Consider the following 25,134-nt stretch of genomic DNA (forward strand, 5'->3'; position numbering starts at 1 on the left):
CGGGGGCGGCCCATCAGTCGGTGACGAACTCGTCGGCCGTGTAGCCCTGGAAGTGGAGCAGCGCGGTGAGGTCGGCGTGGTCCACCTTGGCGTCCGCCTGGGCCGCGACGATCGGCTTGGCGCGGTAGGCGACGCCGAGGCCGGCGGCCTCGATCATGGCCAGGTCGTTGGCGCCGTCGCCGATGGCCAGGGCCTCCGAGAGCGGCGCGCCGAGGGCGGCGGCTTCTTCCTTCAGGGCGGCCAGCTTGGCCTCGCGCCCGAGGATCGGCTCGCCGACGCCGCCGGTGAGCGCCCCGTCCGCCTCCAGCAGGGTGTTGGCGCGATTGGCGTGGAAGCCCGCGGCCTCGGCCACCCGGCTGGTGAAGAAGGTGAAGCCCCCCGACACCAGCACGCAGCGGGCGCCATGGGCGGCCATGGTGCGGACCAGGGTGCGGGCGCCGGGGTTCAGGCGCACCCGCTCCTCATAGGCCTGCTGCAGGGCGGCGGTGGAGAGGCCCTTCAGCATACCCACCCGCTCGCGCAGGGCCCCCTCGAACTCCAGTTCGCCACGCATGGCCCGTTCGGTGATGGCGGCGATCTCGGCCTTCTTGCCGGCGAAGTCGGCCAGTTCGTCCAGACACTCGACATTGATGATGGTGGAGTCCATATCCGCCACCAGTAGGCGCTTGCGGCGCCCCGCCGTCGGCTGGACGCACCAGTCGAACGGCGCCTGCGCGAACGCCCGGGCCAGGGCTTCCCGGACTTCGCCGAGGCTGGCAGCCTCGAAGACGAGGTCGGAGGCCTGGGGCGAGAGCATCACCGAGTCGGTGATCTTCACGTCGAGGCCCGCGAACGCGTCGGCGTAACCGATGGAGAGGGATCCGGCCTGGGCCGGCATGACGGTGGTGAGGACAAGCTCCATGACGCCCCGCATCTGGCTGATCGCCGGCCCCACGGCAAGCGGCAAGTCGGCGCTGGCCCTGCGGCTGGCCGAGGCCACAGGCGCCGAGATCGTCAACGCCGACTCCATGCAGCTCTACGCCGGCCTGCGGGTGATCACCGCCGGGCCCGGGCCAGACGATCTGGCGCGGGCGCCGCACCACCTGTTCGGGACCGTCGATCCCGCCGATGGCTGGTCGGTGGGCCGCTGGCTGCGAGCGGCGAGCGAGGTGCTGGCGCAGATCGCGGCCCGCGGGCTCCCGGCGGTGGTGGTGGGCGGCACGGGCCTCTACTTCCGCGCCCTCACCCAGGGCCTGGCCGAAATTCCCGAGGTGGCGCCCGAGGTCCGGGCCGCGGCGGCGGCCGACTACGAGCGACTGGGGGAAGCGGCGTTCCGGGCCCGGCTGGCGCAGGCCGACCCCGCCGCCGCCGCCCGGATCGCCCCAGGCGACCGCCAGCGTCTGTGCCGCGCCTGGGAGGTGTTCGCCGCCACGGGCCGGGCGCTCTCGGAATTGCAGAAGAGCGGCGAGCCGGCGATCCGGGACTGGCGGGCCGTCGCCCTGGAGCCGCCGCGCGAGGCGCTCTACGCCCGCTGCGATGCGCGCCTGCACGCGATGGTCGACGACGGCGCGCTGGAGGAAGTTCGGGCGCTCATGGCCCGCGAGCTCGACCCCGCCCTGCCCGCCATGAAGGCCGTGGGGGTGCGCGAACTGGCCGCGCACCTGGCGGGCGAGGCCACCCTGGAGGCGGCGGTGGCGGCCGCCCAGCAGGAGACCCGTCGCTACGCCAAGCGCCAGCTGACCTGGCTGCGCGGGCAGATGGCGGACTGGCCGCGCATCCACGAGGCCGCCCCTGAGGGACAGTGGAGGCAGTTTCTTGCGCTGGACCCGGCCTTGACGGCCTGAACCCGGCATGTCATTTCCCTCAGCACTCTCTCCAGGGTGGTTACGTGCGCAACGAAATCCTTGTACTCACCGGGCGGCCGACAACGGACTGACGAAGGCGTCAGCACCGACCGGTCGCTCGTTCCAGGCCCCTCGCGGGCCTTTTTTGTTGTTCCGATCCCCCCGAACCGAAACCAGGGCCCCTTCCGAAAGAGTTCCTCCGATGACCGCCCACCAGACGATCGAAGCTGAAGCCGACACCATTTCAGGCGCCGAGATGGTGGTGCGGGCCCTTATCGATCAGGGCGTAGAGGTGCTGTTCGGCTATCCCGGCGGAGCGGTCCTGCCGATCTATGACGCGCTGTTCAACGAGCCGCGGCTGCAGCACGTGTTGGTCCGCCACGAGCAGGGCGCCACCCATGCGGCCGAAGGCTATGCGCGGTCCACGGGCAAGCCGGGCGTGGTGCTGGTCACCTCCGGCCCCGGCGCCACCAACGCCATCACCGGCATCGTCGACGCCCTGATGGACTCCATTCCGCTGGTGGTGATCACCGGCCAGGTGGCCACCCACCTGATCGGCACCGACGCCTTCCAGGAATGCGACACCATCGGCATCACCCGCCCCTGCACCAAGCACAACTACCTGGTGAAGTCGGTGGAGGAGTTGCCGCGGATCATCCATGAGGCGTTCCACATCGCCACCTCGGGCCGCCCGGGCCCGGTGGTCATCGACATCCCCAAGGACGTCCAGTTCGCCAAGGCGGTCTACAAGGGCCCCAAGGACGTGGTCCACGCCCACAACTACGCCCCGCGCACCAAGGCCGACCCGGCCCGGATCGCCGAGGCGGTGGCGCTGATCGCCCAGGCCCGCAAGCCGATCCTCTACACCGGCGGCGGCGTCATCAACGCCGGCCCCCGGGCCTCGGCCCTGCTGCGCGAGTTCGCCGAACTGACCGGCGCCCCCGTGACCTCCACCCTGATGGGCCTGGGCGCCTTCCCGGCGTCGGATTCCAAGTGGCTGGGCATGGTGGGCATGCACGGCAGCTTCGAGAGCAACAACGCCATGCACGACTGCGACGTGATGGTGGCGATCGGCGCGCGCTTCGACGACCGGGTGACCGGCCGGCTGGACGCCTTCTCGCCGACCTCGAAGAAGATCCACATCGACATCGACCCGTCCTCGATCGGCAAGAACGTCCGCGCCGACGTCGGGATCGTGGGCGACGCCGCCAGCGTGCTGGAGGACCTGATCGCCGCCTGGAAGCAGCGCAACCTCTCCACCGACAAGGCGGCGCTGGCGGCCTGGTGGGCGCAGATCGACGCCTGGCGGGCGCGCAATTCGTTCGGCTACCGGCCCGACGACAAGCTCATCAAGCCGCAGTACGCCATCGAGCGGCTCTATGAGCTGACCAAGGACCGGGACACCTACATCACCACCGAGGTCGGCCAGCACCAGATGTGGGCGGCCCAGTTCTACAAGTTCGAGGAGCCGAACCGCTGGATGACCTCGGGCGGCCTCGGGACCATGGGCTATGGCCTCCCCGCCGCTGTGGGCGTGCAGATGGCCCACCCCGACGCCCTGGTCATCGACATCGGCGGCGACGCCAGCGTGCAGATGACCATGCAAGAGATCTCCACGGCGGTGCAGTACGACCTGCCGATCAAGATCTTCATCCTCAACAACGAGTGGATGGGCATGGTGCGCCAGTGGCAGCAGCTGCTGCACGGCGAGCGCTATTCGCACTCCTATTCCGCCAGCCTGCCCGACTTCGTGAAGCTGGCCGAGGCCTATGGCGGCGTGGGCCTGCGGGCCGAGACGCCGGACGAGCTGGACGCCAAGATCCTGGAGATGATCAACGTCCGCAAGCCGGTGATCTTCGACTGCCGGGTCACCAAGGTCGAGAACTGCTTCCCGATGATCCCCTCTGGCAAGGCCCACAACGAGATGATCATGGCCGAGGAGGCCCGCGACCTGGGCTCGATCATCGACGACGCCGGCAAGCGGCTGGTCTAGAGGTCCGCGCTTGAGCCGCACGACCCCGGCCACGCTCGCCCTGACCCGCGCGGGCGTGGCCTTCGACCTGGCCGCCTACGACTACGACCCGAACGCCGAACGCGTCGGGCTGCAGGCCGCCGAAGCCCTGGGCGCGCCGCCCGACGAGGTGCTGAAGACGCTGATGGTGCTGGTTGACGGCAAGCCGGCCTGCGTCGTCCTGGCCTCGGACCGCGAAGTCTCAATGAAGAAGCTCGCCGCCGCCCTGGGCGGCAAGTCGGCCGAGATGATGAAGCCCGCCGACGCCGAGCGGATCACCGGCTACAAGGTCGGCGGCGTCAGCCCCTTCGGCCAGAAGCGCCGCGTGCGCACGGTCCTGGACGCCGCGGCCACGGTCAAGCCGGCCGTCTTCGTCAATGGCGGCCAGCGCGGCCTGCAGGCGAGGCTCGCCCCGGCGGACCTGGTCCGTGTGCTGGACGCCGTGGTGGCCGAGGTCGCCGCCTGAGGCTCAGTGCCGGGCGCCGACCCGCGCCATCACCTCGGCCGGAATGTCGTAGCGGCGCACCAGGTCCTCGTGATCGGTGCAGTCGCAGGCCTCATGCTGGACGAACAGGGCCCAGACCGCATCGGCCGCCGCATCCAGCAGCCGGTTCCGCAGGTCGGGATCGGCGCCTTGCTCGCCGTCGTGCCGCCGCAGGTCCGCCAGCGCGGCCTGCACGCGGTCGGTGTTGCGTTTGACGCCGGCGTCGATGTCTTCGAGCAGCTTGAACCTCAGGACCGCCTCGCCGCTGTCGAAGTGCGGAGGGTCGGCGAGGTGCTGAGGCATCCGGAGCGGGGACATGCAGCCTCCTTTGGCTCTCGGGTCTGACGCCCTCACTGTACCACCCTCGCCGAACAGGAGTCGGCGCTCGCGGCTATTTTACTCCCAGCCGGCTCAGCACCTCGCGCGGGACGCCGTACTCGGCCACCACGGCCGCGCGGTCGCGAAGGCCCAGGACCTCGCGCTGCACGAGCAAGGCCCAGACCGCGTCGGCGGCGGCCTTGAGGGCCTCGGCCCGGCCCTCACCCTGCGTCCCGGCCAGGGCGGCGAGCGCCTGTTCCACCCGCGCCCCGGCGCGGCCGAGGCTGTAAGCCTGTTCCTCAAGCAGCTCGTAGGCCAGCACCGGCTCACCGGTGTCCCGGCAAAGGTCCTGGCCGAGGGATCTCGGCGGGCGCAGCGCCATGACGGCGATGTTGGCGCCCCCGCCGCCGGGCGCAAGCGTGGCGGCGGGGGCAGGGCCTCAGGCTTCGCCGAACGCCTCGGCGAGCTCCTCCTCCACTGGCCAGAAGCGGTAGCCCCGGCCGACGTCCTCGCGCAGCAGCCGGTCGAGCTGCCAGCCCGAGCGCCCCACGTGCACGCCCATCAGCGCCAGTTCGCCCACGAGCGCGTCTCGGATCCCCTCGGGGACCGGGCCATTGTCGGCGGTCCGCGCCTGGTCCAGCCGCCAGCCGAAGACATGGTCGCGGCTGATCTCGACGATGACGCCGGGCGGGCCGGCCCACTCGTAAAAGACCGACCAACCGGCGGCGGCATGGGGCGTGCGCTCGGCCAGGCAGTTGCGGTAACGGCGGGCCGCGTCGCGGATCGCCGCCTTGCTGGCGAGGGGCCGCAGACGACCGGTCCCCGGATGCGGCGGGGGCGGCGGCTCAGGCGTCAGGTCGTCCCGCACCCGGGCGAAGAGCGACCGCAACGAGCCCGCCCGCGCCCAGCCGGCGGCGGCCGCCTCGGCGGCGGCGCGGCCGGCCCGCAGCGCCAGGGCGTCATAGGCCTCCCGCAGCACGGCCAGGGTCTCGGGCGTCAGGTCCCGGGCCAGGCGCACCGCCTGCTCCATGGGCTCGGGCAGGCCAGCCAGCCGGTGGATCAGGGCCGTATCCACCGCCTCGGCATGGCGCAGTACCTTTGCCGGCGCGGGGCGCCCCAGAAGCCGGACCAGAAGCCGGTAGCTCTCGGCGTCGAGGGCCACCTCGCCCAGGCGGCTCAGCAGCCGCTCCAGGCCGGGCGGCGGCGCAGCGATCAGGGCCGGGATGGCGTGCCGCAGACGCGCGCCCAGCACCGCCGCCGCCAGCGGCGCAAGGTCCACGCCCAGGGCCAGGCCCAGGCACGCCAGATGCCGCCGGGCCGCGGGAGCCGACAGGAACGGCCCATGCGGCTCGGGCCAGAGCTCGGCGATGCGCGGCGCAAATTCGCCGGCCACCAGCTTCAGGAGAGAGGTCGGGGCGGCGGTCCGTTTCGCAACCGGGACTGCGCCCGTCAGGGGAAGGAACATCGGAGAGGCTCCGGGAGGTCTTCAGCGGACCTCCGGTTCGGAGCGTCCGCGCGTCAGGCGATGAGCAGGATCGGGGAGATCGGTGCGCCCGGATCCGAACCGGCGCGCACGTCAGCGTCCGACACCCCGGCCCAGGGGCGGGTGCGGCTCTCGCTGGCTGTATAGGCGCACATCGTCATTCGGCGACTCGCGTTCGGAGTTGGCGTTGCTCTCTCACAATCCGAGGGCGGCGGGCAAGGCCGAGGCGGCCCGCGGATGCGCGATGGTTAACGGCTGTGGCGCACAGGCCACGGCGGTTGCGGCGACCCGCGTCCTGTGACACCTCCTGATCACGAAGGAGCCAGATCCGATGTCCGACCCCAAGCCCGCTTCCGTGTATGACCTCGCCCATGAGGAGACACCAGAGAGCTCGGCGACCTTCGCCGTGCTGGTGGACAATGAGCCTGGCGTGCTGCACCGCGTGGTCGGGCTGTTTGCGGCCCGGGGCTACAACATCGAGAGCCTGACGGTGGCCGAGACCGACGGCAGCGCCCACACCAGCCGGATCACCATCGTCACCCGCGGCACCCCGCAGGTGCTGGCCCAGATCGAGGCCCAGCTCCAGAAGATGGTCTCGACCCGCCACGTGCAGGACATCACCCGCGATCCCAACGGTCTGGAACGCGAGCTGGCGCTGGTTAAGGTGAAGGGCGTCGGCGCCGACCGGGTGGAGGCCCTGCGGGTCGCGGACATCTTCCGCGCCAAGGTGATCGACACCACCCACGAGAGCTTCGTGTTCGAACTGACCGGCGCGCCGTCGAAGATCGACAAGTTCGTCGACCTCATGCGCCCCCTCGGCCTGGTGGAGGTCTCGCGGACCGGCGTGCTCTCCATCTCCCGGGGCGTCGACGTTTTCTGAGGGGCGCGCCCTGGGGAACGCCTTCCGGGGAACGGGCGGGACCTGTAGGGTCTTTGGACGGCGGGGGCGTGAGCAGGAGATGCGCCGCTTGCCCGCGATCCACCGCGTGATCCCCGCCCTGCTGGCGCTGGCCCTGGCTACGCCGGCGGACGCCCAGCTGATCTTCCCCATCCCGCTGCGCAAGGCCAAGCCGCAGGTGATCGGCCCGCCCGAAGGGACGCCGCCCTACGAAGCCGACATCTGGCCGTTCCCGCCGCCCGACCCACAAAGCTGGTGGGACGAGAAGTGGCCCAAGGCCGGCGAGGAGGCCGACCCGTTCGGCGGCCGTCGCCTGCGCCGGGGCGAGCGCCTGCCCACAATCGACAACGGCGTCGACGCCTCCACCTACCGCCTGTGGGGCCTGATGCCCCTGCAGTGGCAGCTGCTGCGGGGGGACGAGATGATCCTCGAGGTCTGGACGCGGCCCACGGCCAGCGTGCGCCAGACGGTGACCCGGGTCTCGGTCCGCGGCGATGACCGCGTGTTCGTCCAGGCCCGGGCCGGACTGGCCTGCTGCGAAGCCGGCATCGCCCGGCGGCTCGGCTTCGACGTGGAGCTGCCGGCCGGCTCGGCCGACCGGTTCCGGGCGCTGCGCGAGCACTGGGTCTGGAAGTCGCCCCGCGACGTGCGGGTGGCCGAGGCGGGCGCGGCCGAGGCCGTGTGCGTCGAGGGCGTGGCCTATGACCTGACGCTGCTCACCTCTCGCGGCGCCCGCACGGTGCGCCGGGCCTGCGACCTCGCCGAGGTGGGCGAAGGCGCGGAGGTGCTGGAGGCGGTGATCGGGGCCAGCCTCGGCCAGGACCCGCGCTACGACCTGATCTTCCGCAACGGCGCCGATTTCGGCGCCGCCCGCACGGCCTATCGCCAGCTGATCGAGAGCGGCGGGCAGCTGAAGCCCGATCCGCGGTCCCGCTACCGCCCGCGCGGCCTGGAGCCCGAGCCCGTTCCCGAGCCCGCTCCTGAGCCGGAGCCGCCTACGCCGCCTCCGCCGACGATGCAGCCTGGGCCCCGGACTGAAGCCCCGCCTGGACCCGCTCCGCCATGATCCTGGCCTTCACGACCGTGCGAATGGTGAGGAACTGGATGGCGAATAGCCCGAGCTTGGAGCCCAGGGGAAAGACCGCGCTGTAGAGCGGCCAGGCCTGCGGGAACCGGATGGCGATGATCAGGTTCGCTGCGGCGGTCACCAGCATGAGCCCGGCCCAGACGTAGCCGAAGGCGATCATCAGCCGCGCGCCGTGTTCCGCCGCCACCGGGGGCAGGTAGCGCAGCATCCAGCCGCGCTTCAGCATCACCGCGGCGATCACGAGGTAGACCAGCGTCGGCTTGACCATCAGGAAGCGCGGGTCATCGGTGACGAAGGCCGCCGCGCCGAACAGCACCACCAGCCCGACGCTCGCCCACTGCAACGGCGCGATCGGTCGCCTCAAGATCAGCCACAGGCCCACATGGGAGAGGCCGAACCCGACGGCGACCACCGTGGCGACCTGGGCGTCGAGGCCGGCGATGAGCAGAAGGGCGAAGAAGAGGCTCGAGGCCAGGTCATTGGCCAGCGGGCAGATGGCGTAGGCGAGGTTGCGCATCGGGAAACTCCGGCAAATTCCGATGCGTGGGAGGCTATCGACGGGCCTCGTCCACCCCCTAGGCCGCTGGCGAAGCCTTGGCGGCGATCCACGAAATCGCGCCGTCCGTCTGCGCTTCGTGAACGGCGGGCGCTTTGAATCCCCGCCCACAGCCCCTATATTCGAAGGGTCGGGCTTGCCCGACTATGGGGATAAACGCGCGCGCAATAAGCGGACTGGACCCGGGTGCGATTCCCGGCGGCTCCACCAATCTTCCTCCGGGTTATCGCCGGACAAGTGCGGGGCCGATCAGCATCGACAGACGTGTAAAGGCGTTGCTTTCTCCCGGCCTGACCCACCGTTTCGGGTCATTAAACTAAATGCGAACGATAACTTCGCTGAGGAAGTCCGCCTGGCCGCGTAATGCGGTCCGGTAGAAATCCGACCTAAGCCCTAGGGGTTCAGATCCTTAGGCGGGGCCCGGGAGGAGCCTGGCAACAGAATCCTCCCACTTCCCTGGCTTTCACGCCGCCTGCGTCGGGCTCGCCAAGGCCGCGCTACGATCCACGACAATTCCGGGGGATAGGGCCGCTTCGCGCCTTGCTTCGCCCCCGCCAGACGCTACTTTTCCCGAAAGCAAGTATTCGCGCGTTGGAGACCGCATGGCCCAGGAGCCGCCGGCCCAGGATCTGATGAACTACGAGGCCCTTGCGCAGGACGCGCTCCGGGGCGTCGTCAAGGCCGCGCTGAAACGCGCCGCCGCGCCGGGCGGCCTGCCCGGGGCGCATCACTTCTACATCACCTTCAAGACGGACGCCGCGGGCGTCTCGGGGCCTCCGGACCTTCTGTCCAAGTACCCGGACGAGATGACCATCGTCCTGCAGCACCAGTACTGGGACCTCGCCCCCGGCGAGACCTTCTTCTCGGTGACCCTGCAGTTCGGCGGCCAGCCCAAGCGGCTCAGCATCCCCTATGCGGCGGTGACCCGCTTCTACGACCCGTCCGTGCAGTTCCTGCTGCAGTTCGAGCCGCCCCCGGCCGCGCCGGCCGAAGCCAAGGCGGCGGCTCCGGCGGCGGACGAGGCCAAGGCGCCCGACGCCGCTCCGGCGGCCACGGGCGAGGCCAAGATCGTGTCCCTTGATCAGTTCAGGAAGAAGTAGCGGGATGAGCGACGTCGCCAGCGCCGAAGCTGAGGTTCTCACCGACGAGGCCATCCTCCAGCGCTTCCTGCGTTCCAAGAACCAGCCCACCGGCTCCCAGACCCTGGGGTTCAAGATGGTGGCGGTCTGCCAGGCCGAGCGCACCGTCGAGGTGGAGTTCGAAGCCCGGGCGGAGCTGCTGCTCAACCCCATGCGCCAGATCCAGGGCGGCTATCTCTGCGCCATGCTCGATGAATGCATGAGCGTGGCCTGCATGGTCGCCTCGGGCATGACCGCGGTGGCCCCGACCCTGGAGATGAAGACCAGCTTCCTGCGCCCGGCCATGCCCGGGAAGATCCGCGGGATCGGGCGGGTGGTGAAGTGGGGCCGGCAGGTGGCCTTCACTGAAGGCGAGCTCTACGATCCGGAGGGCCGGCTGCTCGCCAAGGCTACAGGCACGGCGATCCCGACGCCCTTCGCCAAGTACAAGAAGTAAAATGCCCGCGGCGGCCCGTTTGATCATCGCGATCACGGGTCTGCTGCTGGCGCTTTCGGCCGCGCCCGCCTTCGCCCGCGGCTTCGAGGACTGGTCGGCGGTGGTGATCGCCGGCGACTGGCGCGGCTCCGGGGGCGGCCCCACCGAGGCCTTCGACAACGCGCGGCGCGACGTGGCCCAGGCCCTGGGCCGGATGGGCTTCCAGGCCCGCAACCTGCGCCAGTTCTCCACCCGCCCTGAACGCTATCGCGACACGAGCCCCGCCAAGGCCGAGCTCGAGACGATCTATGCGGCTATGCAGGAGCTGACGCCGAAGACGCCCGGCGGCTGCCTCCTCTACATCACCAGCCACGGCACGCCGGACGGGGCGCTGGTGGACAAGCGCATCCTGCCGCCCGGGGTGCTGGCGGCCATGCTCGACCAGACCTGCGGCCGTCGGCCGACGGTGGTGGTGATCTCGGCCTGCTTCTCGGGGATCTTCATCGCGCCCCTGGCCGCGCCCAACCGGATGGTGCTCACCGCAGCCCGCCCCGACCGCACATCCTTCGGCTGCGGAGAGGCCGACAAGTACCCCTATTTCGACGACTGCTTCCTGAGCACCATCGGCCAGAGCGCCGACTTCCAGGCCCTCGCCCTGGCCACCCGCGAGTGCGTGCGGCAGCGGGAACTGGCTGAGAAGGTGAGCCCGCCGTCCGAGCCGCAGCTCTTCGTCGGCCCCGAACTGCGGCCCATCCTGCCGCTGTACGGCTTCCCCCGCGGCTCCGGCCCCGTCGCCACGCCGACGGGAAACGTCACGGCGCCGCTTTGAGGGACTCAAGCTTCCAACCTACAACCTGGACGGGCCGGGGGCGCGAGCGTGGGGCGGTTGCGATGGGAACCGGTTTGAAGGCCGTCTTGGCGGCGCTCATGACCCTGATGTGGGCGCCGGCGGTGGCCCAAGAGGCGAGCCCCCCGCCCGCCGCCACCCTGCCGAACGCGCCGATTCCGTACGCCCAGATCCAGCCCAAGCGGCCGGCGGCTCCCGCCCGGCCCGCCGCTCAGGCCACGGCCCAGACGCCCGCCGCCCCGACGCCAGCGGCCGCGGCTCCGAGCCAGCCCCCCGGCGCACGCCTGGCGAGCGACCAGCCGATCCCCAGAGCCGAACTCGAAGCCTTCGTCGACGGCTGGGTGAAGGACGCCATGGCGCGGGAGCACGTGGCCGGGGCCGCGGTGGCCGTCGTCCAGGGCGGACAGGTGGCGCTGAAGAAGGGCTACGGCTTCGCCGACCTGTCGCCGCCCCGTCCGGTGGATCCCGACCGGACGCTCTTCCGCATCGGGTCGATCTCCAAGACATTCACCTGGATTCTGGCCATGAGGGAGGTCGAGAAGGGCCGCATGGCCCTGGACCGGCCGATCAACACCTATCTTCCCGAGCGCGTGCAGGTGCGCGACCAGGGCTACCGGCGCCCGGTCACGCTCCGGACGCTGATGGACCATTCGCCCGGCTTCGAGGACCGGGCGCTCGGCCAGCTGTTCGAACGGGACGCGAACCGGGTCCGCCCCCTCGACCTCTACCTGCGCCAGGAGCGGCCCGACCGGGTGCGGGCCGCTGGCGTGCGCTCCAGCTATTCCAACTACGGCACGGCCCTGGCGGGACTCGCCGTGGCCAATCTCAACGGCAAGCCGTTCGAGGACCTCGTGGAGGCCGAGATCACCGGCCCGCTGGGCATGACCCACACCACCTTCCGCGAGGCCCGGTCCGACCGCCGCGGCCTGCCGGACGCCATGCCCGCCGCCCTGCGCGAGGATGTCGCCAAGGGCTGGTGGTGGCGGGGCGACCGCTTCGTGGCCCGGCCTTACGAATACATCGGCCAGATCGGCCCGGCCGGCTCGGCCTCGTCCACCTCTGCCGACATGGCCCGCTACATGCTGATGATGCTGGGCGACGGGACCCTGGACGGGGTCAGCATCTACGGCCCGAAGGCCGCGCGGGCCTTTCGCCAGCCAATCCAGGCCACCGCGCCCGGAATCAACGGCTGGGCCCACGGGCTGATGATCTACCACCTGCCGGGGGGCCTGCGCGGCTATGGCCACGACGGGGCGACCATCTCGTTCCATTCCAGCCTGGTGGTGATTCCGGACCTGGACCTGGGCGTCTTCATCACCACCAACGGCGACACCGGCCGGGCGCTGAGCAGCCGTTTCGCCGACGCCCTGGTGCGGCAGTTCTATGCACCGCCCGTGACCTTCCCGCGGCTCGGCTCGCGCGACCTGCTCCAGGCCGCCGACGCCTTCACCGGCTACTACATGACCAGCCGCCGCGCCCACGGCGGGCTGGAAGGCTTTGCGGGCCTGCTGGTCGGCGGCGTGCAGGTGTCGGTCACGCCGGAAGGCCGGCTCGTCACCCGCGGCCAGGACGGCGTGCGCGTCTGGGTTCCCGACGGCCCGGTCCGAGAGGGGCGCTTCATCGCCGCCGACGGCGACCAGCGGCTGGCCTTCCGCATGAAGAACGGCCGGGCCACGGGCTTCCAGGACGGCTTCAACGCCGACCGCAAGGAACGCGCCCCTTTCTGGATGCATCCGCTGCTGCTGATCGCCCTGGCCGCGCTCACCGCCCTGGCCGCCGTCGCCACCCTGCTCGGCGCCCTGCTGCGAAACCGTCGGGACCTGCGCGAGAACCAGACCCAGGGCCGCGCCTCCCTGACCCAGAACATCCAGGCCGGCCTGTGGCTGGCGGCCATGGCTCTGGTGGCGGCGTGGGCCGCGCAGGCGGCGGACGTGGCGACGATGTTCTACGGCTGGCCGGGCCCGCTGCTGATCACAGCCTCGGCCTGCGCCCTGGTGGCCGGGGCGCTGACGGTGGTCACCCTGCTGGCGCTGCCGGCGGTCTGGCAGGGCGGCCGGCGGGTCGATTCGTGGTCGGGCCGGCGCAAGGCCGCGTTCACGATCACGGTCCTGATCTACGCCGCCTTCACCGTGCTTCTGGCCGTCTGGGGCCTGCTTTCCCCTTGGAGCGCCTGAGGCGCGTTAGGGAACCTTAAGGCCGCGTTTACCATCAACTGGGTAATTCCTGCCTAGCTGAGGGCGGGATCTGCAGGCCGCGTCCCCTCAGAGGTTTCGGAAGGGGCGCCCGCGTTGAACCAGCTGCTCGCGGCAATCCAAAAGTTCGGTATCGGCCGCCTGGCGGCCATCCTGGGCATCGGCGCCGGCGTCGCCGCCGTGCTGGTCGCCCTGACCATGAACCTCGGGGAGCCCAAGGCCCTGCTCTACGCCAACCTGGACCTGAAGGAAGCCGGGTCGATCACCCAGGCCCTCGACCAGGCCGGGGTGAAGTACGAGGTGAAGGGCGACGGCTCCACCATCCTGGTGCCCCGCGACCAGGTGGCCTCAACCCGCCTGATGCTGTCGTCCAAGGGCCTGCCGACCGCCGGCTCGGTGGGCTACGAGATCTTCGACGAGGCCAATTCGCTGGGCCAGACCGACTTCGTCCAGCAGCTCAACCGCCAGCGCGCCCTCGAAGGCGAGCTGGCCCGCACCATCCGCAGCCTGGACGGAATCGTTTCGGCCCGGGTCCACCTCGTCCTGCCCAAGCGCCAGCTGTTCGAGGAGGAGGCAGAACAGCCCTCCGCCTCGGTGAACATCAGCGTCGGCGGCCGCGAGCCCACCCCGGAGCAGGTCCGCGCCCTGCAGAATCTGGTGGCCGGCGCCGTCCCCAACATGCGTCCCGACCGTGTCACCGTGGTGGACCAGCACGCCCGGACCCTGTCGGGCGGCGAGACCGGCATCGCCGCCGAGGCCGATGGCCGCAAGTCGGAGGTCGAGGCCCGCATCGCCAAGCAGGTGAAGGCCCTGGTGGAAGGCATCGTCGGCCCCGGCAAGGCGCGGGTGAACGTCACCGCCGACCTGGAGCTGGCCCGCGTCACCGTTCAGCAGGAGACCTTCGACCCGGAAGGTCAGGTGGTCCGCTCGGAATCCACCACCGACGAGAACAGCCGGGAGAGCCAGGACGGGGCCGACCAGCAGGCGGGCGTGGCCGGCAACATCCCGGGCGCCGCGCCCATCGGCGCCGGCCTCGGCATGGGCTCGCAGAGCGGCCGGCAGGAATCGACCACCAACTACGAGATCTCCAAGACCATCCGCACCGAGGTGCAGGAGCCCGGCCAGGTGAAGCGCCTGTCGGTGGCGGTGGCGGTGGACGGCGTGACCCCCGTGGGCGCCGACGGCAAGCCCGGCGAGTACCAGCCCCGCAGCGCCGAGGAGATGCAGCGCATCGAACAGCTGGTCCGCACCGCCGTGGGCTTCAACCAGGACCGCGGCGACCAGGTGAGCGTCATCAACGTGCGCTTCCCCGCTCCGCTCGACGCCGGCGGCGTCGAGGCCGCCAACCCCCTGATGGGCTTTGACAAGAACGACATCATGCGCGCCGCCGAGATCGCGGTCATGGCGCTGGTGGGCGTGCTGATGCTGATCTTCGTGGCCCGGCCGCTGCTGAAGACCGCCACCGGCTCCGGCGGCGGCCTGCCCATGGCGATGACCATGGCCGGCGGCCCGCAGGTCACTCGGCTCGCCACCACCACCGACGGTCAGGCCATGCAGCTGCCGGCCGGCGACAGCCAGCTCGCCCTGCCGAGCCCGACCAACAGCGAGCTGGAGGCCAAGATCGACATCGCCCGCATCGAGGGGCAGGTGAAGGCCAGCTCGGTGAAGCGCGTGTCGGAGTTTGTCGAGAAGCATCCGGAAGAGTCGGTGTCGATCCTCCGCGGCTGGCTGCACGAGACGACCTGACGCCATGATCCGTTCGAAAGCCAAAGGCGTGACCGATCCGGCCAAGCTCACCGGCCCTGAAAAGGCGGCCGTGGTGCTGCTCGCCCTCGGCGAGGATCACGCCCAGATCTGGCAGCAGCTGGACGACGACGAGATCAAGGAGATCTCCCAGGCCATGGCCAGCCTGGGCACGGTCCAGGCCTCGGTGGTCGAGGACCTGCTGGTGGAGTTCGTGTCGGGGATGTCCTCCACCGGCGCGATCATGGGCTCGTTCGAGCAGACCCAGCGCCTGCTCGCCTCGATCATGCCGCCCGACAAGGTCGAGCAGCTCATGGAGGAAATCCGCGGGCCCGCCGGCCGGACCATGTGGGACAAGCTCGGCAACGTGAACGAGGCCGTGCTCGCCAACTACCTCAAGAACGAATACCCGCAGACGGTCGCGGTGGTGCTCTCGAAGATCAAGTCCGAGCACGCCGCCCGGGTGCTGGCCGCCCTGCCCGAGGACTTCGCCCTGGAATGCGTCATGCGCATGCTGCGCATGGAGCCGGTGCAGCGGGAAATCCTCGACAAGATCGAGCAGACCCTGCGGACCGAGTTCATGTCGAACCTGGCGCGCACCTCCAAGCGCGACAGCCACGAGATGATGGCGGACATCTTCAACGCCTTCGACCGGCAGACCGAGGCCCGGTTCCTCACCGCTCTGGAGGAGCGCAACCGCGAGGCCGCCGAGCGTATCCGCGCCCTGATGTTCGTCTTCGAGGACCTGGCCAAGCTCGATCCCGGCGGCGTCCAGACCCTGCTGCGGTCGGTGGAGAAGGACCAGCTCGCCCTGGCCCTCAAGGGCGCCTCGGACAGCCTGCGGGAAATGTTCTTCTCCAACATGTCCGAGCGGGCGGCCAAGATCATGCGCGAGGACATGGAGACCATGGGTCCCGTGCGCCTGCGCGACGTGGACCAGGCGCAGATGGCCATCGTGCAGGTGGCCAAGGACCTCGCCAACAAGGGCGAGATCATGCTGGCCGGCGCCGGCGGCGACGATGAGCTCGTGTACTGATGGCCGGCCTGCAGAAATTCACCTTCGACACCGAGTTCGACGCCGCCGGCGACATCGCCTATGCGGCGCCGCGGCCCAAGCGCACGTTCACCGCCGAGGAGGCCGAGGCCCTGCGCCAACAGGCCTTCGCCGAGGGCCACGCCCAGGCCATGGCGAGTATCGCCGCCCAGCAGGCTCAGGCCCTGTCGGCCATCGCGGCCGCCTGCGCCCAGGCCCTGCCGAAACTGGCGGAGGTCGCCCACGAGCACCGCACCCAATCGGCGGTCCTCGCCCTCGCCTGCGGGCGAGCGATCGCCGATGCGGCCCTGGACCGCTTCCCCGAGGCCCCGGCGCAGGCGGCCCTGGCCGCCCTGGCGCGGGAGATCGAGGCCCAGCCGCGGCTCACCGTCACCGCCGAGCCCGAACTGTGCGAGCGGCTGCAGACGGAGCTGGACGCCGTCGCCCGGTCCATCGGCTTCGACGGCGCCATCCAGATCAAGGCCGAGCCCGGCTTCGGCCGCCACGCCTTCACCCTCGATTTCGGCGACGGGGCGGCGACGTTCGACCCGGCCCGCGCGACGCTTCGCGTGACCGAGGCCCTCGAGGCCGCCCTGGCGGCGGAGGGCCTGCACGCCGAACCCCTGATCCCCGGCAGCGAAAGCTAGACCCATGGCGGCAGACGATCTGAAGCTCGACGAGTTCGGTCCCGAGGAGGGCGCCCTGCCCGAGCCCGGCGCCGTGGAGGACAAGACCGCCGGCGACCTCGCCCCGGTCTTCGACGTTCCGGTGAGCATCTCGGCGGTTCTGGGCCGCTCGACCCTCTCGGTCGCCCAGCTCCTGCAGCTCGGCCAGGGCAGCGTCCTGGAGCTCGACCGGAAGGTCGGCGAGGCCATCGACATCTATGTGAACAACCGCCTGGTGGCCCGCGGCGAGGTCGTGATCGTCGACGAGCGCCTCGGCGTGACCATGACGGAAATCATCAAGGACGGTGACGCCGCGGCCTGAGGCCGCCGGTGCGTGAAGGAGATTCCCGATGCGGCTTCTGGTCGTCGGAAAACTGAGCGGACAGCTCTCCACCGCCGTGAAGATGGCGATGAGCGCGGGCGCGAAGGTCAGCCACGTGGAGACCATCGCGGCCGCCACCCACGCCCTGCGCGCCGGCCAGGGCGCCGACCTCCTGATGGTGGACTACGAGCTCGACATCGCCGGCCTGATCGAGGCCAACGAGGCCGAGCGGATTCGGGTGCCGGTGGTGGCCTGCGGCGTCGGGGCCGACCCCAAGCGCGCCGCCGAGGCGATCCGCGCCGGGGCCAAGGAGTTCATTCCCCTGCCGCCCGAGGCCGAGCTGATCGCCGCGGTGCTGTCGGCAGTGTCCGACGACAACCGGCCGATGATCGTGCGCGACCCGTCCATGCAGCAGGTCATCCAGCTTGCCGACCAGGTGGCGGGCTCGGACGCCTCGATCCTGATCACCGGGGAGAGCGGCGTCGGTAAGGAAGTGATCGCCCGCTACGTCCACCAGAAGTCGCGCCGTGCGGCCAAGCCGTTCATCTCGGTCAACTGCGCGGCCATCCCTGAGAACCTGCTGGAGAGCGAGCTGTTCGGCCATGAGAAGGGCGCCTTCACCGGCGCCGTGGCCCGCCGCATCGGCAAGTTCGAGGAAGCCAACGGCGGCACCCTGCTGCTGGACGAAATCTCCGAGATGGACGCCCGCCTGCAGGCCAAGCTGCTGCGCGCCCTGCAGGAGCGCGAGATCGACCGCGTCGGCGGCGCCAAGCCCGTGAAGGTGGACATCCGCATCCTCGCCACCTCCAACCGCGACCTCGCCCAGGCCGTGAAGGACGGAACCTTCCGGGAGGACCTGCTGTACCGCCTGAACGTCGTGAACCTGCGCCTGCCGCCGCTGCGCGAGCGTCCGGGCGACGTGATCGCCCTCGCCGAGTTCTTCGTGAAGAAGTACGCCGCGGCCAACGGCATGCCTGAAAGGCCCCTGTCGGCCGAGGCCAAGCGCCGGCTGGCCGCCCACCGCTGGCCGGGCAACGTCCGCGAGCTGGAGAACGCCATCCACCGGGCCGTACTCCTGGCCGTTGGCCCCGAGATCGACGAGAACGCCATCCGCCTGCCCGACGGCCAGCCGCTGGCCCCCGCCGACCCGCATGTTCGCACGGCCCAGGCCGCCTCCATGGCCGCGGAGACCGCCCAGCGCTCGTTCGTCGGCCAGACCGTGGCGGCGATGGAGCAGCAGCTGATCCTCGACACCCTGGAGCACTGCCTGGGCAACCGCACCCATGCGGCCAACATCCTGGGCATCTCCATCCGCACCCTGCGCAACAAGCTGAAGGAATACGCCGAGGCAGGCGTGGCGGTGCCGGCGCCGCAGATGGGCGCGAGCGCGGCGTGAGCTGCACGGCCCGCCAGGCCGTTTCCCGGCGCGCGGCCCTGACGGGCGGCGTGGCCGTGGCCCTGGGCGCAGCTGCGCCCGCCCTCGGCGCGGCCGATAGCTTCGAAGCCCTGGAGAAGCGCCTGGGCGGCGGGCGGCTGGGCGTCTTCGCCACCAACGGGACGGCGAGCCTGGGCCACCGGGCCGACCAACGCTTCCCCATGTGCTCCACCTTCAAGGCGCTGCTCGCCGGCCAGATCCTGGCGCGGGTGGACGCAGGGGAGGAGCGCCTCGACCGCATGGTCGCCTACGGCCCGGCGGACATGGTTCCCCATGCGCCCGTCACCGGCGCCCACCTGCAGGCCGGCGCGCTCAGCGTCGAGATCCTGTGCCAGGCCATCGTCGAGGTGAGCGACAATCCCGCCGCCAACCTGCTGCTGAAGACCGTGGGCGGCCCCTCGGGCTTCACCGCCTGGCTGCGCGCCATCGGCGATCAGACCACGCGCCTCGACCGCTGGGAGACCGAGCTCAACGAGGCGCGCCCGGGCGATGCCCGCGACACGACCACCCCGCGGGCCATGGCCGAGAGCCTTGGGCGCCTGTTCGACGGCCAAGTGCTGGGCCCGGCGTCCCTGGGCCGCCTGCAAGCCTGGCTGCAGGGCTCGGCCACGGGCCTTGAGCGCCTGCGCAAGGACCTGCCGGCCGGCTGGCGCGCCGGCGACAAGACCGGCACGGGCGACCGCGGCTCCGCCAACGACGTGGCCGTCTTCTGGCCGCCCGCCGGGCCGCGCCTCTACTTGGCCTGCTACATCACCGGAACCGAGGTCCCGATGGACGTCCGCAACGCCGCGCACGCCGAAGTCGGCCGCATCGCCCGCGCGAGGCTCGCCTGATGTCGGATACGGGCATGCCCGGACGGTTCGCCTCGGCCCCTTCGCCGAAAGAGATGTGGGGCTGGCTGGCCCGCGGCGAGGTGGGCCTGGCGCTCGCCATCGTCGGCGTCGTCGTCCTGCTGATCCTGCCGATCCCGGCCTTCATGCTGGACATGCTGCTGGCCATCTCGATCACCTCGGCGGTGCTCATCCTGATGACGGCCCTGCTCATCAAGAAGCCGCTGGAGTTCACGGCCTTTCCGACCGTGCTGCTGGTCACCACCCTCTTCCGGCTGGGCCTCAACATCGCGTCCACCCGGCTGATCCTCAGTCACGGCCACGAGGGCGCCCACGGCGCCGGGGCGGTCATCGAGACCTTCGGCCGCCTGATGATGGGCGGCAACTTCGTCATCGGGGTGATCGTCTTCGCCATCCTGGTGCTGGTGAACTTCGTGGTCATCACCAAGGGCTCTGGGCGGATCGCCGAGGTGTCGGCCCGCTTCACCCTGGACTCCATGCCCGGCAAGCAGATGGCCATCGACGCCGACCTGTCGGCGGGGCTGATCGACCAGGACGAGGCCAAGCTTCGCCGTAAGGAGCTGGAGCAGGAGAGCACCTTCTTCGGAGCCATGGACGGCGCCTCGAAGTTCGTGCGCGGGGACGCCATCGCCGGCCTGATTATCGTCGCCATCAATGTGATCGGCGGCATCCTGATCGGGGTGATGCAGCACAAGGCGCCCCTGGGCCAGGCGGCCTCCAGCTACACCATCATGACCATCGGCGACGGCCTGGTCAGCCAGATCCCCGCCCTGATCATCTCCATCGCCGCCGGCCTGCTGGTCTCCAAGGCGGGGGTCGAGGGCGCGGCCGACAAGGCCCTGGTCGCCCAGCTGGCCATGAACCCGGTGAGCCTGGGCATGGTCTCGGCGGCGGCGGGCGTGATCGCCTTCATCCCCGGCATGCCGATGATCCCCTTCGCCCTGATCTCCACCGGGGCCGGGGTCCTGGCCTGGCGGCGCTCGCACAAGGCCGCCGAGCCCGCGCCCGTCGAGATCGCCCCCGACCTGCCGGCGGACGAGGAGGAGCCGATCTCCCAGACCCTCGCCATCGACGAGATCAAGATCGAGCTGGGCTACGGGCTCCTGGGCCTGATCAACGACCTGGAAGGCCGCCGCCTCACCGACCAGATCAAGGCCCTGCGCAAGACCTTGGCGGCGGACTTCGGCTTCGTGATGCCGTCGGTGCGCATCCTCGACAACATGCGCCTGCCCTCCCAGGGCTACGCCATCCGCATCAAGGAGATGGAGTGCGGCTCGGGCGAGGTGCGCCTCGGCCAGCTCATGGCCATGGACCCGCGCGGCGGCCAGGTGGAGCTGCCCGGCGAGCATGTGAAGGAGCCGGCCTTCGGCCTGCCGGCCACCTGGATCGACGACAGCCTGCGCGAGGAAGCCACCTTCCGCGGCTACACCATCGTCGACCCGGCCACGGTGCTGACCACGCACCTGACCGAGATCCTCAAGGACAACATGCCCGACCTGCTGTCCTACGCCGAGGTCCAGAAGCTGCTGGCCGACCTGCCCCAACACCAGAAGAAGCTCGTCGAGGATCTGGTGCCGTCGGTGGTCACCACCACCACCATCCAGCGCGTGCTGCAGGCGCTGCTGCGCGAGCGGGTCTCGATCCGCGACCTCGGCGCCATCCTCGAGGGTATCGGCGAGGCCGCCCCGCACACCGGCTCCATCACCATGCTGGTGGAACAGGTCCGCGCGCGCCTGGCCCGCCAGCTCTGCTACGCCTACCGCGGCGACGATGGCGCCCTGCCCATCGTCACCCTGTCGGCCGAGTGGGAGAACGCCTTCGCCGAGGCCCTGGTCGGCCAGGGCGAGGAGCGCCAGCTGGCCCTCGCCCCCTCGCGCCTGCAGGACTTCATCCGCGGGGTGCGCGAGACCTTCGAGCGCGCGGCCCTCGCGGGCGACTCGCCGGTGCTGCTCACCAGCCCGGCCATCCGGCCCTACGTCCGCTCGATCATCGAGCGTTTCCGCGGCCAGACGCCGGTCATGAGCCAGAACGAAATCCACGCCCGCGCCCGCCTGCGGACGGTCGGCGCGATCTAGCGCCGCACGGTCTGCCGTTGCAGCCCGGGCCGGGCGCTGATAGCGGTTCACGCCAGTCTCAAGGACTTTCAGGTTTCGGATGCGGTCTCCTCTCGAACGACCCCAAGGCTCGGGCCCGCGGTTCCTCTGGGACCTGCTGACCTTCGAGCGGCTGATGACCAGCCAGGTGATCCACCTGGTCTACTGGGCGGGCCTCGGGGTGATCGCCGTCATGGCCTTCGGCGTCCTGGGCGCCACCGTCGGCGTCGCCATCCGCGAAGGGAGCATCCTGGGCATTCTGCTGGCCCTGGCGGTGCTGGGCGTGGGGCTGCTGGGCGTGGGCGCAGCCGTGCTGCTGTGGCGCTCGTTCTGCGAGTTCTACGTGGCGATCTTTCGGATCGGCGAAGACCTCTCGGTCCTGCGGCGCGACGTCGAGGAAGAACGCGCCCGTCAGGGCCGCTCCTGACGCCTGCGCGCTAGCGGGCCTTGCGCAGGCCCAGTTCATCCAGGGCCGCCGTCTCCCGGCGGCCGGCTTCCCGCAACTCCAGCACCCGGGCGGACTCGGCCACGTGCTCGTACTTCTTCTGGGTCTCGAAGGCCTCGGCCAGGGCGTCCCGCGCCCCGGCTTCCTCGGCCAGCAGGGCGTCGATCTCCGCCTGCACGGCCGCCTTCCGCAGCCGCAGGCCGTCGAGATAGGCCGACAGGCTGAGGGCGGCGTCCCGGTCCGCCGCAGCGTTGGCGATCTCGGCCTGCGCCTCGGCCTCCAGCCGCGCGAGCCGCTGCTCGGCCGCCGCCCGGCGATCCGCCACCTCGGTGAGCCGCTTCTGCAGGGTCTCCACCTCGTAGGAGGCGAGCTTCACAAGGGATTGGGCCCAGCGGCTCATGCGGCGACCTCGGCGCCGGCGCCCAGGATCATGGCCAGGCCGGCGAAGCTCTCCTCAAGGCCGGTGGCGTCGTGCGGGTCCTGGCTGAGGAACGCCTCCAGGGACGGCATCAGCTCGATGGCCCGGTCGATCAGCGGATCGGCCCCGGCGCGGTAGGCGCCGATGCGGATCAGTTCTTCCATGTTGGCGTAGGCCGACAGGGCCTGGCGGGCCATGCGCACCACCTCGCGCTCGTGCGGCTGCTGGCAGCCCGGCATGGTCCGGCTGATGGACTTCAGCACATTGATCGCCGGGAAGCGGCCGCGCTCGGCGATGGCCCGCTCCATGACGATGTGGCCGTCGAGAATGCCGCGGACGGCGTCGGCGATGGGCTCGTTGTGGTCGTCCCCGTCCACCAGCACGGTGAAGAGGCCGGTGATCGGCCCGGCGCGGCTGCCGTCGGCGCGGATCGGCCCGGGCCCGGCCCGCTCCAGGAGCTTGGGCAGTTCGGTGAAGACAGTGGGCGTATAGCCCTTGGTGGTTGGCGGCTCGCCGGCGGCCAGGCCGATCTCCCGCTGGGCCATGGCGAAGCGGGTGACGCTGTCCATCAGGCACAGCACTTCCAGGTCCTGGTCGCGCAGGTACTCGGCGATGGCCATGGTCATGTAGGCGGCCTGGCGGCGCTTCAGGGCCGGCTCGTCCGAGGTGGCGACCACCACGATGGCGCGCTTCAGCCCCTCCTCGCCCAGCGTCTCCTCGATGAATTCGCGGACCTCGCGGCCCCGCTCGCCGATCAGGCCCACCACCACCGCGTCGCAGTCGGCGTTCTTGGCCAGCATGGAGAGCAGCACCGACTTGCCGACGCCGGAGCCCGCAAAGACCCCCAGGCGCTGGCCGCGGCAGCAGGTGGTGAAGACGTTCATGGCCCGCACGCCCAGATCCAGCCGCTCGCCCACCCGGGCCCGGGCGTGGGCGGGCGGCGGCGAGGCGCGCAGCGGATAGGCCACGAGGCCCTGAGGCAGCGGCCCCTTGCCGTCGATGGGGTTGCCGAAGGCGTCGACGATACGGCCGAGCCACGCCCTCGTGGGGCGCACGGCCGAGCCGTGGGGCTCGATGCGGATCTCGGCCCCCGGGGCGACGCCTTCCACGGCGCCGAACGGCATCAGGAGGGCGCGGGTGTCGCGGAAGCCCACCACCTCGGCGGCCAGCGGCTCATGGCCGTAACGCATGATCTCGGCCCGGGCGCCGACGGCCAGGCGCGTGAGGCCGCCACGCGCCTCGATCAGGAGGCCGTTCACGGCAGCCACGCGGCCTGACACAGTCAGGGGATCCAGCCGCTCAACGGCGGCGATAAAACTCTGCACGCAAGCCCCTCAGCCCAGCGGGAGGAGAGTCGGTGCTTCGTCGTTAAGAGGAAATGAAGAATACCGCCGGTTGGCCGGGCCGGCGCGGGATTTTGGTAACCTTTACGACCGCGAAAGGGCCGCTGTTCCGGCGCGCTCAGCGCCGCTTCCGCGGCAGCTTCTCGCGCAGGGCTTCGCCCCGGGCCATGGCGCCATCGAGCAGGGGCTGGGCCCGGGCGCGGGCGTCGTCAAGGAGCGGTCGGCTGCGCTCGGCGATGCGCTCGCGGTTGCGCCAGGCAAGCACCCCGGCCACGCCCAGAGCCACCGCGCCTAGCAGCAGCACCGGATTTCTGGGCACGTAGCGCATGGCCGGCCTCAGCACGGGCGCTGCGGCGGTGACGCGCTTGAGGTTCTCGCGGCTCCAGAGCGGCGTACGGCCGTCCGTAAGGGGCGTTTCGGGGGCGTCCTGCATCGGTCCTCGCTTCGGTTCCCCTGAAAAACCGACGAGCGGCGGCGCCGTTCCCGCAGGTGGCGAATCCCCTCGGGGCCGCCTGCGCTCCGCGCCGTCAATCACGAAAGATTCAACGAAGGTGCGACCGACGGTCCGCCACGCGGCGCTTGAGTCCGATTCTCAAATCAGATTAACGATTCGGTCAGACGGGCCAGTTCCATTAACCAGTCTTAAATTAACTCGCTGGCAAGATAACGGCGAGGCTCGGGGCGGATTCTGAGAATTCGCGAGGGGTTTGCGGGTAGTCGTTAGGAGAGGCGAATGCGCGTACTGTTGATCGAGGACGACAGCGCCACCGCGCAAAGCATCGAGCTGATGCTGAAGTCCGAGGGCTTCAATGTCTATACCACCGACCTCGGTGAGGAAGGCGTCGACCTCGGCAAAATCTACGACTACGACCTGATCCTGCTCGACCTGAACCTGCCCGACATGAGCGGCATGGATGTGCTCCGCAACCTCCGGGTCGGCAAGATCAACACCCCCATCATGATCCTGTCCGGCACCGCCGAGATCGAGACGAAGGTGAAGACCTTCTCCGGCGGCGCCGACGACTACATGACCAAGCCGTTCCACAAGGATGAGCTGGTCGCCCGCATCCACGCCGTGGTCCGCCGCTCCAAGGGCCACGCCCAGTCGGTGATCAAGACCGGCGACATCGTGGTCAACCTGGACGCCAAGACGGTCGAGGTGAACGGCATCCGCGTCCACCTGACCGGCAAGGAATACCAGATGCTGGAGCTGCTCTCGCTTCGTAAGGGCACCACCCTGACGAAGGAGATGTTCCTGAACCACCTGTACGGCGGCATGGACGAGCCGGAGCTGAAGATCATCGACGTCTTCATCTGCAAGCTACGGAAGAAGCTGGCCGCCGCCGCCGACGGCAAGCACCACATCGAGACCGTCTGGGGCCGCGGCTATGTGCTGCGCGACCCGATGGAAGGCGTCGCCGCCGCCTAGAGTTCGCTCCGAGGAGAGTTATCGAGCGCCCGCCTTGTCCGGCGGGCGTTTTCGTTTTGGGATGCCCCGCGCTAGCCTGACCGAAACATCACGTCGGGAGGGAC

General features: G+C 70.5%; 27 protein-coding genes and 1 other RNA gene. 19 read left to right on the top strand and 9 right to left on the bottom strand.

Annotated features, from left to right (window positions below):
* Nucleotides 1-13 precede the first annotated feature (13 nt).
* Entirely contained in the window at nucleotides 14-901 is an 888-nt protein-coding gene (serB, locus tag BO64_RS07490; protein ID WP_496402659.1) for a phosphoserine phosphatase SerB, read from the bottom strand.
* Between serB and miaA the strand changes: the two genes are divergently transcribed.
* The 3 genes from miaA (at nucleotide 900) to ybaK (ending at nucleotide 4,300) form a co-directional block, all read left to right on the top strand.
* Entirely contained in the window at nucleotides 900-1,823 is a 924-nt protein-coding gene (gene miaA / locus BO64_RS07495; protein WP_496402660.1) for a tRNA (adenosine(37)-N6)-dimethylallyltransferase MiaA, read from the top strand. The genes serB and miaA overlap by 2 nt on opposite strands.
* Nucleotides 1,824-2,025: 202 nt before the next feature.
* Entirely contained in the window at nucleotides 2,026-3,816 is a 1,791-nt protein-coding gene (locus BO64_RS07500) for an acetolactate synthase 3 large subunit (RefSeq protein ID WP_496402661.1), read from the top strand.
* Nucleotides 3,817-3,826: 10 nt separating this feature from the next.
* Nucleotides 3,827-4,300 carry a Cys-tRNA(Pro) deacylase gene (gene ybaK, locus BO64_RS07505; protein ID WP_496402662.1) on the top strand — a complete coding sequence of 158 codons (474 nt, stop codon included), beginning with the start codon at nucleotides 3,827-3,829 and terminating at the stop codon, nucleotides 4,298-4,300.
* Between the two features lie 3 nt (nucleotides 4,301-4,303).
* On the opposite strand, the gene BO64_RS07510 is transcribed toward ybaK, so the two are convergent.
* The 4 genes from BO64_RS07510 to BO64_RS07525 all read right to left on the bottom strand — a co-directional run bounded on the left by BO64_RS07510 (nucleotide 4,304) and on the right by BO64_RS07525 (nucleotide 6,280).
* Nucleotides 4,304-4,636, bottom strand: a complete 333-nt coding sequence (locus tag BO64_RS07510; protein WP_496402663.1) for a DUF6665 family protein — start codon at nucleotides 4,634-4,636, stop codon at nucleotides 4,304-4,306.
* A gap of 73 nt (nucleotides 4,637-4,709) precedes the next feature.
* Nucleotides 4,710-5,018 carry a DUF6665 family protein gene (locus BO64_RS07515; RefSeq protein WP_496402664.1) on the bottom strand — a complete coding sequence of 103 codons (309 nt, stop codon included), beginning with the start codon at nucleotides 5,016-5,018 and terminating at the stop codon, nucleotides 4,710-4,712.
* Between the two features lie 57 nt (nucleotides 5,019-5,075).
* Entirely contained in the window at nucleotides 5,076-6,101 is a 1,026-nt protein-coding gene (locus BO64_RS07520) for a hypothetical protein (RefSeq protein WP_496402665.1), read from the bottom strand.
* Nucleotides 6,102-6,154: 53 nt separating this feature from the next.
* Nucleotides 6,155-6,280, bottom strand: coding sequence for a hypothetical protein (locus BO64_RS07525; protein WP_496402666.1), 126 nt, complete (start codon nucleotides 6,278-6,280; stop codon nucleotides 6,155-6,157).
* A gap of 170 nt (nucleotides 6,281-6,450) precedes the next feature.
* Between BO64_RS07525 and ilvN the strand changes: the two genes are divergently transcribed.
* Together ilvN and BO64_RS07535 are read left to right on the top strand one after the other, a co-directional pair.
* Nucleotides 6,451-6,999, top strand: coding sequence for an acetolactate synthase small subunit (gene ilvN, locus BO64_RS07530; RefSeq protein ID WP_496402667.1), 549 nt, complete (start codon nucleotides 6,451-6,453; stop codon nucleotides 6,997-6,999).
* A 79-nt stretch (nucleotides 7,000-7,078) separates the two neighbouring features.
* Nucleotides 7,079-8,083, top strand: coding sequence for a hypothetical protein (locus tag BO64_RS07535; protein WP_496402668.1), 1,005 nt, complete (start codon nucleotides 7,079-7,081; stop codon nucleotides 8,081-8,083).
* On the opposite strand, the gene BO64_RS07540 is transcribed toward BO64_RS07535, so the two are convergent.
* On the bottom strand, nucleotides 8,013-8,621 hold the full coding sequence (locus tag BO64_RS07540; RefSeq protein WP_496402669.1) for a septation protein IspZ: 609 nt from the start codon (nucleotides 8,619-8,621) through the stop codon (nucleotides 8,013-8,015). The two genes, BO64_RS07535 and BO64_RS07540, sit on opposite strands and share 71 nt — an antisense overlap.
* A 129-nt stretch (nucleotides 8,622-8,750) precedes the next feature.
* Here BO64_RS07540 and ssrA point away from each other — a divergent pair.
* The 13 genes from ssrA to BO64_RS07605 all read left to right on the top strand — a co-directional run bounded on the left by ssrA (nucleotide 8,751) and on the right by BO64_RS07605 (nucleotide 21,822).
* Nucleotides 8,751-9,113: a transfer-messenger RNA gene (gene ssrA / locus BO64_RS07545) on the top strand.
* Nucleotides 9,114-9,262: 149 nt separating this feature from the next.
* On the top strand, nucleotides 9,263-9,760 hold the full coding sequence (locus BO64_RS07550) for an SspB family protein (protein WP_496402670.1): 498 nt from the start codon (nucleotides 9,263-9,265) through the stop codon (nucleotides 9,758-9,760).
* Nucleotides 9,761-9,764: 4 nt separating this feature from the next.
* On the top strand, nucleotides 9,765-10,235 hold the full coding sequence (locus tag BO64_RS07555; protein ID WP_496402671.1) for a PaaI family thioesterase: 471 nt from the start codon (nucleotides 9,765-9,767) through the stop codon (nucleotides 10,233-10,235).
* A gap of 19 nt (nucleotides 10,236-10,254) precedes the next feature.
* Entirely contained in the window at nucleotides 10,255-11,043 is a 789-nt protein-coding gene (locus BO64_RS07560) for a C13 family peptidase (protein WP_496402672.1), read from the top strand.
* Nucleotides 11,044-11,129: 86 nt separating this feature from the next.
* Nucleotides 11,130-13,235, top strand: coding sequence for a serine hydrolase domain-containing protein (locus BO64_RS07565; protein WP_496402673.1), 2,106 nt, complete (start codon nucleotides 11,130-11,132; stop codon nucleotides 13,233-13,235).
* Between the two features lie 114 nt (nucleotides 13,236-13,349).
* Nucleotides 13,350-14,999, top strand: coding sequence for a flagellar basal-body MS-ring/collar protein FliF (gene fliF / locus BO64_RS07570; RefSeq protein WP_496402674.1), 1,650 nt, complete (start codon nucleotides 13,350-13,352; stop codon nucleotides 14,997-14,999).
* A 4-nt stretch (nucleotides 15,000-15,003) separates the two neighbouring features.
* Nucleotides 15,004-16,032: a flagellar motor switch protein FliG gene (fliG, locus tag BO64_RS07575; protein ID WP_496402675.1), complete on the top strand. Its 1,029-nt coding sequence runs from the start codon at nucleotides 15,004-15,006 to the stop codon at nucleotides 16,030-16,032.
* Nucleotides 16,032-16,676, top strand: a complete 645-nt coding sequence (locus BO64_RS07580) for a FliH/SctL family protein (protein WP_496402676.1) — start codon at nucleotides 16,032-16,034, stop codon at nucleotides 16,674-16,676. The genes fliG and BO64_RS07580 overlap by 1 nt, the downstream gene beginning before the upstream one ends.
* 4 nt (nucleotides 16,677-16,680) lie before the next feature.
* A complete protein-coding gene (fliN, locus tag BO64_RS07585; RefSeq protein WP_496402677.1) occupies nucleotides 16,681-17,016 on the top strand; it encodes a flagellar motor switch protein FliN in 336 nt (111 codons plus the stop codon).
* 28 nt (nucleotides 17,017-17,044) lie between these two features.
* Nucleotides 17,045-18,412 carry a sigma-54-dependent transcriptional regulator FlbD gene (flbD, locus tag BO64_RS07590; RefSeq protein WP_496402678.1) on the top strand — a complete coding sequence of 456 codons (1,368 nt, stop codon included), beginning with the start codon at nucleotides 17,045-17,047 and terminating at the stop codon, nucleotides 18,410-18,412.
* Nucleotides 18,409-19,284, top strand: a complete 876-nt coding sequence (gene bla, locus BO64_RS07595) for a class A beta-lactamase (RefSeq protein WP_496402679.1) — start codon at nucleotides 18,409-18,411, stop codon at nucleotides 19,282-19,284. The genes flbD and bla overlap by 4 nt, the downstream gene beginning before the upstream one ends.
* Entirely contained in the window at nucleotides 19,284-21,377 is a 2,094-nt protein-coding gene (flhA, locus tag BO64_RS07600; RefSeq protein ID WP_496402680.1) for a flagellar biosynthesis protein FlhA, read from the top strand. Before bla ends, flhA begins: the two co-directional genes overlap by 1 nt.
* Before the next feature lie 79 nt (nucleotides 21,378-21,456).
* Nucleotides 21,457-21,822, top strand: a complete 366-nt coding sequence (locus BO64_RS07605; protein WP_496402681.1) for a DUF4282 domain-containing protein — start codon at nucleotides 21,457-21,459, stop codon at nucleotides 21,820-21,822.
* Between the two features lie 10 nt (nucleotides 21,823-21,832).
* Here the strand turns inward: BO64_RS07605 and BO64_RS07610 are convergent, their stop codons facing one another.
* The 3 genes from BO64_RS07610 to BO64_RS07620 form a co-directional block, all read right to left on the bottom strand.
* Nucleotides 21,833-22,240 (bottom strand): flagellar export protein FliJ, encoded by a 408-nt coding sequence (locus BO64_RS07610; protein ID WP_496402682.1) that lies wholly within the window; start codon nucleotides 22,238-22,240, stop codon nucleotides 21,833-21,835.
* Nucleotides 22,237-23,583, bottom strand: a complete 1,347-nt coding sequence (gene fliI / locus BO64_RS07615) for a flagellar protein export ATPase FliI (protein ID WP_496402683.1) — start codon at nucleotides 23,581-23,583, stop codon at nucleotides 22,237-22,239. Before fliI ends, BO64_RS07610 begins: the two co-directional genes overlap by 4 nt.
* 136 nt (nucleotides 23,584-23,719) lie before the next feature.
* Nucleotides 23,720-24,034 carry a hypothetical protein gene (locus BO64_RS07620; protein ID WP_496402684.1) on the bottom strand — a complete coding sequence of 105 codons (315 nt, stop codon included), beginning with the start codon at nucleotides 24,032-24,034 and terminating at the stop codon, nucleotides 23,720-23,722.
* Nucleotides 24,035-24,334: 300 nt separating this feature from the next.
* Here BO64_RS07620 and ctrA point away from each other — a divergent pair, with 300 nt between their 5' ends.
* Nucleotides 24,335-25,030, top strand: a complete 696-nt coding sequence (ctrA, locus tag BO64_RS07625; protein WP_496402685.1) for a response regulator transcription factor CtrA — start codon at nucleotides 24,335-24,337, stop codon at nucleotides 25,028-25,030.
* Nucleotides 25,031-25,134 lie beyond the last annotated feature (104 nt).

Source organism: Phenylobacterium composti DSM 19425 (genome assembly GCF_059568645.1).

What these genes read in the sequence shown, in the direction of transcription:
- BO64_RS07515 (WP_496402664.1), bottom strand. Translation starts at nt 5,018, where the DNA reads ATGGCGCTGCGCCCGCCGAGATCCCTCGGCCAGGACCTTTGCCGGGAC.
- BO64_RS07550 (WP_496402670.1), top strand. Translation starts at nt 9,263, where the DNA reads ATGGCCCAGGAGCCGCCGGCCCAGGATCTGATGAACTACGAGGCCCTT.
- fliG (WP_496402675.1), top strand. Translation starts at nt 15,004, where the DNA reads ATGATCCGTTCGAAAGCCAAAGGCGTGACCGATCCGGCCAAGCTCACC.
- flbD (WP_496402678.1), top strand. Translation starts at nt 17,045, where the DNA reads ATGCGGCTTCTGGTCGTCGGAAAACTGAGCGGACAGCTCTCCACCGCC.
- BO64_RS07610 (WP_496402682.1), bottom strand. Translation starts at nt 22,240, where the DNA reads ATGAGCCGCTGGGCCCAATCCCTTGTGAAGCTCGCCTCCTACGAGGTG.
- BO64_RS07540 (WP_496402669.1), bottom strand. Translation starts at nt 8,621, where the DNA reads ATGCGCAACCTCGCCTACGCCATCTGCCCGCTGGCCAATGACCTGGCC.
- BO64_RS07510 (WP_496402663.1), bottom strand. Translation starts at nt 4,636, where the DNA reads ATGTCCCCGCTCCGGATGCCTCAGCACCTCGCCGACCCTCCGCACTTC.
- BO64_RS07620 (WP_496402684.1), bottom strand. Translation starts at nt 24,034, where the DNA reads ATGCAGGACGCCCCCGAAACGCCCCTTACGGACGGCCGTACGCCGCTC.
- fliN (WP_496402677.1), top strand. Translation starts at nt 16,681, where the DNA reads ATGGCGGCAGACGATCTGAAGCTCGACGAGTTCGGTCCCGAGGAGGGC.
- flhA (WP_496402680.1), top strand. Translation starts at nt 19,284, where the DNA reads ATGTCGGATACGGGCATGCCCGGACGGTTCGCCTCGGCCCCTTCGCCG.
- BO64_RS07605 (WP_496402681.1), top strand. Translation starts at nt 21,457, where the DNA reads ATGCGGTCTCCTCTCGAACGACCCCAAGGCTCGGGCCCGCGGTTCCTC.
- BO64_RS07580 (WP_496402676.1), top strand. Translation starts at nt 16,032, where the DNA reads ATGGCCGGCCTGCAGAAATTCACCTTCGACACCGAGTTCGACGCCGCC.
- BO64_RS07500 (WP_496402661.1), top strand. Translation starts at nt 2,026, where the DNA reads ATGACCGCCCACCAGACGATCGAAGCTGAAGCCGACACCATTTCAGGC.
- BO64_RS07525 (WP_496402666.1), bottom strand. Translation starts at nt 6,280, where the DNA reads ATGACGATGTGCGCCTATACAGCCAGCGAGAGCCGCACCCGCCCCTGG.
- BO64_RS07555 (WP_496402671.1), top strand. Translation starts at nt 9,765, where the DNA reads ATGAGCGACGTCGCCAGCGCCGAAGCTGAGGTTCTCACCGACGAGGCC.
- ctrA (WP_496402685.1), top strand. Translation starts at nt 24,335, where the DNA reads ATGCGCGTACTGTTGATCGAGGACGACAGCGCCACCGCGCAAAGCATC.
- BO64_RS07520 (WP_496402665.1), bottom strand. Translation starts at nt 6,101, where the DNA reads ATGTTCCTTCCCCTGACGGGCGCAGTCCCGGTTGCGAAACGGACCGCC.
- serB (WP_496402659.1), bottom strand. Translation starts at nt 901, where the DNA reads ATGGAGCTTGTCCTCACCACCGTCATGCCGGCCCAGGCCGGATCCCTC.
- miaA (WP_496402660.1), top strand. Translation starts at nt 900, where the DNA reads ATGACGCCCCGCATCTGGCTGATCGCCGGCCCCACGGCAAGCGGCAAG.
- BO64_RS07535 (WP_496402668.1), top strand. Translation starts at nt 7,079, where the DNA reads ATGCGCCGCTTGCCCGCGATCCACCGCGTGATCCCCGCCCTGCTGGCG.
- ilvN (WP_496402667.1), top strand. Translation starts at nt 6,451, where the DNA reads ATGTCCGACCCCAAGCCCGCTTCCGTGTATGACCTCGCCCATGAGGAG.